Raw genomic sequence first — 11,265 nt, 5'->3', positions numbered from 1 at the left:
CGCGGTGTTCGACCTGACGCTGCCCCTGGAGCGCGCGGCCGAGGCCTACGCCGCCGTGGACGAGCGTCGGGCGGTCAAGGCGCTGCTGACCACCGCCTGACGGCCGGCCGCGGGCATGACGAAGGCCCAGTCCGTGCGGACCGGGCCTTCGTGCTTCCGTGGAGGTAAGGGGATTCGAACCCCTGACCTTCTGCATGCCATGCAGACGCGCTACCAACTGCGCCATACCCCCGAGAGCGGGTGTCCCTCCATCCGGCGGACCGGGCCGGAGCGACTCGAGAACACTAACTGAGCCGCACCCCCCGGCGCAAATCGCCCGGACGCCGCGGCGAGCCCGCCCCCGGCCGGCCGGCCGCGACGGACCGGCCGGGGCGGCCTCACGCCGTGTCGACCCGCGCGTCCAGGCGCTGCAGGCCCAGGCCCGGGCCCCCGGTGAGGCGGACGGTGCCGCCGGTCTGCTCGAAGCCGCCCTCGGGCGCCGTCGAGGCGAACCACAGGGGCGCGTCGAGGTCGACCATCGTGACGGCCGGGTGCGCCAGGGACAGGTGCACCGCGGCACCGATCGAGATCCTCGGCTCCATCATGGAGCCCACCATGCAGCCGATGCCGTGCTCGGCGGCCAGGTCCGCGATGCGCACCGCGTCCTCGAGCCCGCCGGTCTTGGCGAGCTTGATGTTGAACAGGTCCGCGGCGCCGGCGTCGATGAGCCGGCGGGCGTCCTCAGAGGACCACAGCGCCTCGTCCGCCATGATCGGCGTGGACACCGCGGCGCGCACGCGGGCCAGGCCCGCCACGTCCTCGGCGGCCACGGGCTGCTCCACGAGGTCCACGGGCAGGCCCTCGTCCTCCATTCCGGAGATGACGGCGATGGCGTCAGCCACGCTCCACCCCTGGTTCGCGTCCAGGCGCAGGCGCGCCTGGGGGGCCGCCGCGAGCACGGCGCGCAGCCGCGCGGCGTCCTCCTCGACGTCCCGGCCCAGCTTGATCTTCAGGATCCGGGTGCCGTCGGCCACGGCCTCGGTGGCGCGTGCCGCCATGGTGGCCGGGTCCTCGAGGGAGACGGTCATGTCGTTCTCGAGCTCGTCCTGCACCGTGGCCCCGGCCGGGGCCAGCAGCGCGGTGAGCGGGACGCCGGCGGCGCGGGCGACGGCGTCGTGCACGGCCACGTCCACCGCGGAGCGGGCGCTCGTGGCGCCCCGGCGCGGGGCCGGGAGCCGGCCCAGCAGCTCCGTGAGGGTGCCGGTGGCGCCCCGCAGCGCGGGGGCGAACTCGGCGGCCACGGAGCGCTCGATCGTCTCCGCGTCCTCCCCCGTCACGGCGCGGGTCTCCGCGGCGGAGCCCTGCCCGACGGTCCCGTCGGCCAGCTCCACCTCGACGACGACGTACTCGACGGCCTCGGTGCGCCGGGCCGCCGTGACGAACGGGTGCAGGAGCCGGGCCCGGTGACGGTGGTGGCGCACGGCCGCCACCGTCACCGGGGTCCCCGCCGGCTCGCCCGTCATCCGAGGAGCCTCATGACGGCGCCGCCGCCGAGGCCCGCGAAGGTGCCGATGAGCGAGCCCATCAGGGCGAACAGCACGCCCACGGGGACCAGCCGGCGGTCGTAGCTGGCCGCCACCACGGGGGCGGAGGCCAGGCCGCCGATGTTGGCGGTCGAGGCGACGGTGAGGGAGAACAGGTCGGCCTTCGCCGCCTTCGCGTACGCCACCATGATGGCGCCGTGGATCAGGACGATCAGCACGCCCATGAGCAGGTAGACGGGGGCCTCGGCGATGCCGGTGAAGTCCGAGCCCGTGGCGATCTGGCCGATGATCACGAAGAGCATGAGCGAGCCGACCTCGGTGGCGCCGGCGACGCGGCCCAGGGGCGTCTGCGCGGCGATCAGGCCGACGACGGAGACGAAGATGATCGTCCAGCCGGTGGCGTTGAGCACGTCGCCGCCCAGGCCCAGGTCCTTGGCCATCCAGGTGCCGAACCGCAGCGCGACGGCGCCGATCAGCAGGGAGGTGAAGACGTTCACCGCGAGCGAGGCACGGGTGATCGGGGCCTCGTCGACCGCGACGCGCTCCATGTGCTCCTCGAGGCGGGTGGAGTCGGCCCTGGTCCAGCGGTCGAAGCGGGAGGCCACGGCCACCGAGGAGAACATGACGATCAGCCACGCGGAGTAGACCACGGTGTCCGTGATGACCGCGAAGCCGAAGAGGTTCTCCGGGCCCTCGAGGATCTCGTTGACCGCCACCATGTTGGCGGAGCCGCCCGTCCAGGAGCCCAGCAGGGAGGCCATGGGGATCCAGGCCTCGGCGGAGAGGACGTCGGTGGACAGGATCGCGCGGAACAGGGCGAACACGCCGATGAACGCGGCCATGATGGACAGCACGGTGACGAAGAACGTCAGCAGCAGCTTGGGGCCGAGCTGCGCGATGCGGCGCAGGTCGCAGCCCAGCAGTAGGACGAAGATCATGGCGGGCAGCAGCAGGTCCTTGGTGGCCTTCAGCGCGTCGCGGGACCCCTCGGCGTCGCCGAGGATCCCGAAGGTGTTCAGCGCGGCGCAGCCCAGGTACATGAGGACGAAGGCCGGGACGTACTTGAAGACCTTCCAGCCGGTGTAGGACTCGAGCGCGATCAGCAGGCCCGCCAGGCCCACCACCACGCCGAGCACGAGCACGGGATCGTTGATCACGGGCGCCTCGATTCTGTGGAGACCGGTACGGGTGCGAGTGCGCCGCGGCCCGACCGGACGCGGCCGGTCACCACGCGCCCCCCGACTGCTCCCGCGGCACGTCCTCCACCCTAACGTGACGCGGGCCACGCCCCCGCCCGCGCGTCACGCGTGGCCCCCGTGGCGCACCCGGCCCCGGGCATGCGCGAAGGGCCGGGACATCATCCGATGTCCCGGCCCTTCTCACCGTGGAGGTAAGGGGATTCGAACCCCTGACCTTCTGCATGCCATGCAGACGCGCTACCAACTGCGCCATACCCCCGAGTGCGGGTGCCGCCCTCCGGTCCGGATCCCTCCGCCCCGTGCAGGCAACTCGACAAGTGTAGACCACGGCGGACCAGGGCGCAATTCGAGCCCCGAGAGGGGTGGGCGGACGCGCTCAGACGTCGTAGCCCGCCAGGGTCCAGCAGCCGGGGGCTCCCTCCACGCCCTCGGCAGGGAACGAGCCCTCCAGGACGGCGGCGCGGGCGTTGCCGATGCGCGGGATCGCGGCGAACTCCGCGCCCTCCCGTCCCAGGGCCAGGCCCACGGCCGCGCGGATGACGGCCCCGTGGGCCACCAGCAGCAGCGTGCGGGGGCCCTCGGCGGCGTCGCCGTGGGGCCCGGTCCCCCAGGCCGCCGCGGCGTGCCGGTCAGCGGCGGCCAGCACGCGCCGGCCGCCGTCGCGGAGGACCTCTCCCCCGACCGGGCCGGCGTCGAGGTCCGGCATGGTGCGCCACGCGTGGTGCTCGGCCGGCCACCGCTCGGCGATCGCGGACATCTCCATGCCCTCCCAGTCACCGCCGCCGAGCTCGCGCAGCTCGGGGTCCACCGCGAGGTCCCCGGCGCCGACGGCGTCCTCCAGGACGATCTGCGCGGTCCGCCGCGCGCGCAGCAGGGGGGAGGCGACGGCGACCAGGGCCGAGGCCTGCTGCAGCAGGTCCCCGACCGGGCCGGCGGCCGCGGCGCGCGCCTGCCGCTCCCCGGCGGCGTTCAGCTCGACGTCCGAGCCGCCCTGGTAGCGGTCCTGCGCGTTCCAGTCGGTCTGCCCGTGCCGGAGCAGGATCAGCCGCACGGCGCTCAGAGGCCCGCCGCGCCGGCGGTGTCCGGGTCCTCGGGGGCGGCGTCCGGCCGGCCGGCCTCCTCGGGCAGCCCCAGGTCGATCTGCGGGCTGTCCTTCCACAGGCGGTCCAGCGCGTAGAACTCGCGGTCCTCCTGGTGCTGGACGTGCACCACGAAGTGCCCGTAGTCCAGGAGCACCCAGTGGCCGTCCGAGCGGCCCTCGCGACGCAGCGGCTTGATCTGCTCCTCCACGAGCAGGCGCTCCTCGATCCCGTCCACGATGGCGTTGACCTGCCGCTCGGAGGCGCCGGAGGCGATCAGGAACGCGTCGGTGAGGCCGAGGCGCTCGGCCACGTCCACGGCGACGACGTGGGTGGCCACCTTCTCGACAGCCGCGGCGGCGGCGGTCCTGAGGGCGTCCAGGGTGGTCTGGGGAACGGTCACGGTGCTCCTAGGGGTGGGGGTGGAGAGGTCAGTTCAGGACGATCGCGAGGACGACCGCGATCAGGGCCAGGAGCACGAGGGCGCCCAGCAGCAGGGCGGTGCGCCGGCGTGCACCGTGCCCGGCCGGGTCGTCGGTCGGGACGGCGGCGTCCGTCGCGGGCGGGGCGGCCGGGTCGTCCTCCTCCCCCGCGCCGGGCCGGGGGCCGGTCGGCACGAGCGGGGCCACGTCGTCGTCCTGCGGGGAGTGCAGCCGCGTCCAGGGCGAGGCGGCCTCCACCTGCCGGATGGTCGCGGTGTCCGGTCCCGTGCGGGCCAGGCCCTCGGCCAGGGCGGACGGGGTCTCCTCATCCTCCTGCTCGAGCCGCAGCGTGGCACGCGTGCGGCGCTCGGCGGGCGCGGGCTCCGCGGCGGCGGGCGCGAGGGGTTCGGACTCCGGCGAGGCCGCGGGTGCGGGGGCCGCCGTCGCAGGCGCCGACTCCGACGCCGCCGGGCGCGCGACGGGCACAGAGGTCTCGTCCGGGGAGGCCGGGGTCGGCGCGGGGCGGGTCGTGGGCGCCGGGGTGCGCTCGGGCACGTCGCCCGCGTCCCCGATCGCGGCGCCCGGCGCGGAGGCCTCGGGGACGGCTCGGACGCGGTCGACCGCACCGTAGACGTCGTCCCCGCTGGGGCGCTCCTGCGGAGCCGGGGCCGCCGCCGTGCCGGAGCGCAGGCGGTCGCGGGCCACGGGGCTGATCGGGTCGCGCCGGCCGTGCTCCACCTCCTCCGCAGCATCCTCCTCCGCCAGGACGGCGCGCAGGAGCTCATCCTCGCGGTCGGTCCCCTGCGGGTCGTGGGGCGTGGTCATGGCCGGTCTCCCTCCGAGACGTACAGGTGGTGCTTGTTGATGTACTGGACCACCCCGTCGGGCACCAGGTACCAGACGGGCCGGCCCCGGGCCACGCGGTCCCGGCAGTCGGTGGAGGAGATGGCCATGGCCGGGATCTCCATGAGGGAGATGTCGTCCTCGAGGCCGAGGTCGGCGAGGGCGTAGCCGGGCCGGGTGACGCCCACGAAGTGGGCCAGGTCCCAGAGCTCCTCCACGTCCTTCCAGGTCAGGATCTGCCCGAGGGCGTCCGCGCCCGTGATGAAGAACAGCTCGGAGTCGGGGCGGCGGGCCCGGATGTCCCGGAGGGTGTCCACGGTGTACGTGTTGCCGGGACGGTCGATGTCCACCCGGGACACCGTGAAGCGGGGGTTCGAGGCCGTGGCCACCACCGTCATCAGGTAGCGGTGCTCGGCCGGGCTGACCTGCTTGTCCGACTTCTGCCAGGGCTGGCCGGTGGGGACGAACACCACCTCGTCCAGGTCGAACTCCGCGGCCACCTCGCTGGCCGCCACCAGGTGGCCGTGGTGGATCGGGTCGAAGGTGCCGCCCATGATCCCCAGGCGGTGGCGGCGAGGTGCGGCGCTGGCCTCGGAGGTGCGCGTGGCGACGGTCATGCGGGGACGGTCCGTTCCCTCGCGCGGGGCGCCGGGATGAAGCCCGCCCGCCCCGCACGGGGGATCAGTGGCCTGCGCTGTGCGAGCCGGTGCCGTGGGTGCCGGTGGGCCCGGTGCCGTGGTGCTGGACGGCCGTGGTGGGCGCGGGGTGACGCAGGCCCACGGAGCGCATGGACAGCACGGCCAGCAGGGACGCCATCAGGAGGGCGAAGGTGATCAGGCCGTACCATACGGGGTCGATGGGCAGGTGGTTGGCCGCCCTCGGCCGCGGCCAGGATCAGGGAGGTGTTCAGCATGGGGTGCTCCTCGGTGCGTGGGTGCGGGGGCCGGGCACGGTCCCGGCACGGATGGACTCGTGGACGAGTCTAGCGGGCGTCAGCGTCGGACCTGGCCCGTGCCGCGCAGGACCCACTTGGTGGTGGTGAGCTCCTCGAGCCCCATGGGGCCGCGGGCGTGCATGCGCTGCGTGGAGATGCCCACCTCCGCGCCGAGGCCGAGCTGGGCGCCGTCGGTGAAGCGGGTGGAGGCGTTGACGATCACCGCGGCGGCGTCCACCTCGGTGACGAACCGGTCCGCGTTCGCGAGGTCGTTCGTGACGATGGCCTCGGTGTGCCCGGTGGACCAGCGGCGGATGTGGTCCATGGCCTCGTCGATCGAGGCGACCGTGCGCACCGCCATCTCCAGGTCCAGGTACTCGCGGCCCCAGTCCTCGTCCGAGGCGTCGAGGGGCTCACGGGCGTCCGGGCCGCGGTCGTGCTCGGGGGGCAGCATCGCCCGGGCGCCGGCGTCGACGTGCAGCAGCACGCCCGCGCGCACCAGGGCCCGCAGGACCTCGCGGCCGGCCTCGGCGGCGTCCTCATGGATCAGGAGCGTCTCCGCCGCGTTGCACACGGAGGTGCGGTGGGTCTTGGCGTTGAGGGCGACGTCCACGGCCATCCCCACGGGGGCCGAGGCGTCCAGGAACAGGTGCACGTTGCCCTCGCCCGTCTCGATCACGGGCACGCGCGCCTCGCGGACCACGCGCTGGATCAGCTCGCGCCCGCCGCGGGGCACCAGCACGTCCACCGAGCCGCGGGTGGCCATCATCGCGGCGACGCCGGGCCGGCCCAGGTCGTCGACGCCCTGGATGAGGTTCGCGTCGAAGCCCTGGCCGCTGACCGCCTCGCGCAGGACCTGGATGAGGACGGTGTTCGTCCGCTCGGCCGCCGAGCCGCCCCGCAGGAGCACGGCGTTGCCCGACTTCAGGGCGATCCCGGCGATGTCCACGGTCACGTTCGGGCGGGCCTCGTAGATCGCGCCCACCACGCCCAGTGGCACGCGCAGCTGCGTCATGTGGATGCCGTTGGGCAGGTCGCCGCCGCGGACCACCGAGCCCACCGGGTCCGGCAGGCCGGCCAGGGACTCCAGGGCCTGGGCGAGGCCCTCGAGGCGGTCCTCGTCCAGCCGCAGGCGGTCCAGCATGGCCCCGGAGGTGCCCGCCTCCTCGCCGCGGGCCATGTCCTCGCGGTTGGCCTCCAGGATGGAGACGGACGCGGCGCGGACGGCGTCCGCCATGGCGTGCAGCGTGGCGTCCTTGCGCTCCCGGCCGGCCTGAGCCAGCTCCGGGGCGGCCGCGCGCGCCCAGGACGAGCGCTCGAGGATCTGGTCCACGACCTCCTGGGAGGGGGCGTCGGGCTGGGCGGTGTCCGTGCTCTCGGTGCTCATGCCGGCCACTCTATCCAGGCCGCCGGGCCGGGGTCAGAGGAAGGCCGAGTGGGTCGGGGCCAGCCGCACCCAGTCGTCCGCGTGGACCACCACGCCGTCGTACCCCTCCCCCAGATCCGCCTTCAGCTCGGAGGTCTTGCGCCCGAGCATGACCGGCAGCTGGGACGAGGAGTAGGCGGCCAGGCCGCGGGCCAGCACCCGGCCGCCGCCGTCGGCGATCTCCACCACGTCCCCGGCCGTGAAGTCGCCCGTGGCCTCCGTGATGCCCGCGGCCAGCAGGGAGCGGCCCCGGTCGATGGCCCCGGCCACCGCGCCGTCGTCGATCGTCAGGCGCCCGCGGACCTGCGCCGTCAGCCCCAGCCAGGCGGCCCGGGCCGAGCGGCGCCGGCCCGCCGCGGAGAACCAGGTGCCCACGTCCTCCCCCGCGAACGCGGCGGCGGCGCGGTCGGCCGAGGTGAGGAGGGTGGGGATGCCCGTGGTGGCGGCGATCCCGGCGGCGTCCACCTTGGTCACCATGCCGCCGGTGCCCACGCCCGCGGAGCCCGGGGTGCGGACGTCCACGCCGGCGAGGTCCGCATCCGAGGAGACCGTGCGGATCCGACGCGAGTCGGGCAGGGACGGGTGGCCGGTGTACAGCGCGTCCACGTCGGAGAGGAGGACCAGCAGGTCCGCCTTGACGAGGTTGGCGGTGAGGGCGGCCAGGCGGTCGTTGTCCCCGAAGCGGATCTCGCGCGTGGCCACCGCGTCGTTCTCGTTGACGATCGGCATCACGTCCAGCGTCAGCAGCCGGGCGAGGGCACGGTGCGCGTTGATGTACTGGCCCCGCCGCATCAGCTCCTCGGCGGTCAGGAGGACCTGCGCCACGGTGGTGTCGTAGCGGGCGAAGGACTGCGAGTAGTAGGAGATCAGGCGGTTCTGGCCCACGGCGGCGGAGGCCTGCTGCGTGGCCGTGTCCTTGGGCCGGCGGCTCAGACCCAGGGCGGGGAACCCCGCCGCGATCGCGCCGGAGGACACCAGCACCACCTGCATGCCGCGGGAGCGCAGGTCCGCGACGAGGTCCACGAGCGCGTCGATCGCCTCCGTGTGCAGGCCCTCCGGGGTCGTCAGGGACGAGGAGCCGATCTTGATCACCGCGCGCCGGGCGGACGCCAGGTCCTCCCGGCCCACCACGGGGTTGGCGCGGGGGTCGCCGGCGGCTCCGGAGGAGGGCGTGGCGTAGCGGAAGACGGTCGTGCGGCGCTCGGCCATGGGAGTGTCCCTCCTCGTCTGTCACGGATCGGGGCGGCGGCCCGCCCCTCCGGATCGGCGGGGCGACCCGCCGGCCCGGAGGTGTCGACGTCAATCGTCCCGCGGATCGTCCTCCGACGCATCCTCCGTGACGGTCCAGAGGCCCGAGCGGCGCTCGGCCTCCATCTCGGCCCGGGTGGCCGCACGGGCGGCGCGCCGCTGGTCCTGCTCCGCACGCTTCTCCGCGCGGGTGGCGCGGGTGCGCTCCTCCATGCGGACGTCCGTGCCGCGTGGGCCGGCCAGCAGCTCGGCGCCGGCGGAGAGCGTGGGCTCCCAGTCGAAGACCACGCCGGTCTCGTCGTCGCCGATCACCACGGCGTCCCCCGGCACGGCCCCGGCCTTGAACAGGCCGTCCTCCACGCCGGCGCGGTGCAGGCGGTCGGCCAGGTAGCCCACGGCCTCGTCGTTCTGGAAGTCGGTCTGGGCGACCCACTTCTCCGGCTTGTCGCCGCGCACACGGAACAGCGGGGCGAGGTTGCGCTCCTCCCGGCGGATCGTGAAGTCGGCGTCCTTGCCCCGACGACGACGGCGGGGCACCTCCACGGGCACGGGCGCTTCCTCGGCCTCGGGCTCGCGGGCGCGGGCCTCCTCGACCAGCCCGGCCATGGCGTACTTGAGGGCCTCCAGGCCCTCGTGGGCCAGCGCGGAGACGTCGAAGACCCGCAGGCCCCGCTCCTCCAGCTGGGCGCGCACCATGTCCGCCATGTCCCGGCCGTCGGGCAGGTCGGTCTTGTTCAGGGCCACCAGGCGCGGGCGCTCGTTGAGGGGCACCACGCCCTCGCCGCCCTGCGAGAAGACCGGCTCCACGGCGTAGGCCTCGAGCTCGGCCTCGATGGCCTCGAAGTCGGACAGCGGGTCCCGCTCCGGGTCGAGTGTGCCGCAGTCGAGCACGTGGACGAGGGCCGCGCAGCGCTCCACATGGCGCAGGAACTCCAGGCCCAGGCCCTTGCCCTCGGAGGCTCCGGGGATCAGACCGGGCACGTCCGCCACGGTGTAGCGCACGTCCCCGGCCTGCACCACGCCCAGGTTCGGCACGAGGGTGGTGAACGGGTAGTCGGCCACCTTGGGGCGCGCGGCGGAGATGGCCGCGATCAGCGAGGACTTGCCAGCCGAGGGGTAGCCCACCAGGGCGATGTCCGCCACGGTCTTGATCTCGAGGACCAGCTCGCGGCTCTCCCCCGGCAGGCCGAGCAGCGCGAAGCCGGGCGCCTTGCGCTTGACCGAGGACAGCGCGGCGTTGCCGAGCCCGCCCTGGCCGCCGGCGGCGGCGGTGAAGCTGGCGCCCTCCCCCACCAGGTCGGCCAGGATGTTGCCGTCCCGGTCCTTGACCACGGTGCCGTCCGGCACGGGCAGCACCAGGTGCTCGCCGTCCTTGCCGGCGCGGTGGTCGCCCATGCCGGGCTGGCCGTTCTCCGCGGAGCGGTGCGGGGCGTGGTGGTAGTTCAGCAGCGTGGTGGTCTGGTGGTCCACCACCAGGGTGACGTCGCCGCCGTCGCCGCCCTGGCCGCCGTCGGGGCCGCCCAGGGGCTTGAACTTCTCGCGCTTGACGGACACGCAGCCGTGCCCGCCGTCGCCGGCGGTGAGGTGGAGGACCACGCGGTCCACGAAGGCGGCCATGGGGGCTCCTGACGGGTGGGGCGGATGAGGAGGGGGAGACGACGACGGCGGGGGCGGGTCCTGATGAACAGTGACCCGCCCCCGCCGGAGCGTCAGATGAGGCCGCGGGCGTCCGCCGTGCGGACGGCCCGGGCGCTCACGCCGGGAGTGAGTGGATCACTCGGCGGCGGAGACGATGTCCACGACCTTGCGGCCGCGGCGCTGGCCGAAGGCCACGGTGCCCGCGGAGAGCGCGAACAGGGTGTCGTCCTTGCCGCGGCCGACGTTGCGGCCCGGGTGGAACTTGGTGCCGCGCTGGCGGACGATGATCTCGCCGGCGTTGACGTCCTCGCCGCCGTAGCGCTTGACGCCGAGGTACTGCGGGTTCGAGTCGCGGCCGTTCTTCGAGGAACTGCCGGCCTTCTTATGTGCCATTGCTGTTACCTGTCTTTCTGGATGCTGCGGGCGGTGCCGGTCGCGTCAGCGACTCAGGCGATCCCGGTGATCTTGACCGTGGACAGCTCAGAGCGGTGGCCCTGGCGCTTCTTGTAGCCGGTCTTGTTCTTGTACTTCTGGATGACGATCTTCTTGCCACGGGAGTGGGAGACGACCTCGGCGGTCACCTTCACCCCGGCGGCGTCGGCCCCGGCCTTGACCTCGGACCCGTCCACCAGCATCAGAGCGGGCAGCTCGACGGAGCCACCGGTCTCAGCGGGGACGCGGTCGAGGGTAACGAGGTCTCCGACGGAGACCTTCTCCTGGCGGCCGCCAGCGCGGACAATCGCGTACACCACTTGGGACTCACTTCTCTCGACGTTGCATGGATACGTGTTTCAGGTCCACTCGCCCGCACCTCGACCGCAGCGCGTCCGGGTCCGGCGGTCCCATGAGCGGGACATGCGGGAAGCCTGCGGGGTGGACACCGAGTGTCGATCATACTCGGTGGCCCACCTCCCGGCCAAACGAGGTGTGTCGGGCGAGCCGCCCGCGTCAGA

At 74.1% G+C, this 11,265-nt stretch carries 12 protein-coding genes and 2 tRNA genes; all 14 read right to left on the bottom strand.

Annotation, left to right across the window (positions count from 1 at the left end):
- Nucleotides 1–159 precede the first annotated feature (159 nt).
- Nucleotides 160–232: transfer RNA gene (locus tag Q4D18_RS04850), tRNA-Ala, on the bottom strand.
- A gap of 145 nt (nt 233–377) precedes the next feature.
- Nucleotides 378–1,502: a dipeptide epimerase gene (locus Q4D18_RS04845; RefSeq protein ID WP_303126258.1), complete on the bottom strand. Its 1,125-nt coding sequence runs from the start codon at nt 1,500–1,502 to the stop codon at nt 378–380.
- Entirely contained in the window at nt 1,499–2,680 is a 1,182-nt protein-coding gene (locus Q4D18_RS04840) for a DUF819 domain-containing protein (RefSeq protein ID WP_303126256.1), read from the bottom strand. The genes Q4D18_RS04845 and Q4D18_RS04840 overlap by 4 nt, the downstream gene beginning before the upstream one ends.
- 228 nt (nt 2,681–2,908) lie before the next feature.
- A tRNA-Ala gene (locus tag Q4D18_RS04835) sits at nt 2,909–2,981 on the bottom strand.
- A gap of 117 nt (nt 2,982–3,098) precedes the next feature.
- Entirely contained in the window at nt 3,099–3,773 is a 675-nt protein-coding gene (locus Q4D18_RS04830; protein ID WP_303126255.1) for a histidine phosphatase family protein, read from the bottom strand.
- Between the two features lie 5 nt (nt 3,774–3,778).
- Entirely contained in the window at nt 3,779–4,204 is a 426-nt protein-coding gene (gene rsfS / locus Q4D18_RS04825) for a ribosome silencing factor (protein WP_303126254.1), read from the bottom strand.
- 28 nt (nt 4,205–4,232) lie between these two features.
- Nucleotides 4,233–5,048, bottom strand: a complete 816-nt coding sequence (locus Q4D18_RS04820) for a hypothetical protein (RefSeq protein WP_303126252.1) — start codon at nt 5,046–5,048, stop codon at nt 4,233–4,235.
- Nucleotides 5,045–5,683: a nicotinate-nucleotide adenylyltransferase gene (gene nadD, locus Q4D18_RS04815; protein ID WP_303126250.1), complete on the bottom strand. Its 639-nt coding sequence runs from the start codon at nt 5,681–5,683 to the stop codon at nt 5,045–5,047. The genes Q4D18_RS04820 and nadD overlap by 4 nt, the downstream gene beginning before the upstream one ends.
- A 64-nt stretch (nt 5,684–5,747) precedes the next feature.
- On the bottom strand, nt 5,748–5,882 hold the full coding sequence (locus Q4D18_RS04810; protein ID WP_303126249.1) for a hypothetical protein: 135 nt from the start codon (nt 5,880–5,882) through the stop codon (nt 5,748–5,750).
- Nucleotides 5,883–6,058: 176 nt separating this feature from the next.
- The gene (locus Q4D18_RS04805; RefSeq protein WP_303126248.1) at nt 6,059–7,387 is read right to left on the bottom strand and encodes a glutamate-5-semialdehyde dehydrogenase; all 1,329 of its coding nucleotides are present in this window, start codon (nt 7,385–7,387) and stop codon (nt 6,059–6,061) included.
- A 33-nt stretch (nt 7,388–7,420) separates the two neighbouring features.
- On the bottom strand, nt 7,421–8,635 hold the full coding sequence (gene proB, locus Q4D18_RS04800) for a glutamate 5-kinase (RefSeq protein ID WP_303126247.1): 1,215 nt from the start codon (nt 8,633–8,635) through the stop codon (nt 7,421–7,423).
- A gap of 90 nt (nt 8,636–8,725) precedes the next feature.
- Entirely contained in the window at nt 8,726–10,291 is a 1,566-nt protein-coding gene (gene obgE / locus Q4D18_RS04795) for a GTPase ObgE (RefSeq protein ID WP_303126246.1), read from the bottom strand.
- 156 nt (nt 10,292–10,447) lie between these two features.
- Nucleotides 10,448–10,705: a 50S ribosomal protein L27 gene (rpmA, locus tag Q4D18_RS04790; protein ID WP_303126245.1), complete on the bottom strand. Its 258-nt coding sequence runs from the start codon at nt 10,703–10,705 to the stop codon at nt 10,448–10,450.
- 53 nt (nt 10,706–10,758) lie between these two features.
- Nucleotides 10,759–11,064: a 50S ribosomal protein L21 gene (gene rplU / locus Q4D18_RS04785; protein WP_135027900.1), complete on the bottom strand. Its 306-nt coding sequence runs from the start codon at nt 11,062–11,064 to the stop codon at nt 10,759–10,761.
- Nucleotides 11,065–11,265 lie beyond the last annotated feature (201 nt).

The sequence above is a fragment of the Micrococcus sp. genome (assembly GCF_030523875.1).
In the GTDB taxonomy this organism is placed as follows: Bacteria; Actinomycetota; Actinomycetes; order Actinomycetales; family Micrococcaceae; genus Micrococcus.
The sequence above is the reverse complement of the archived record's forward strand: the minus strand, read 5'-3'. Positions and strand labels throughout refer to the sequence as shown.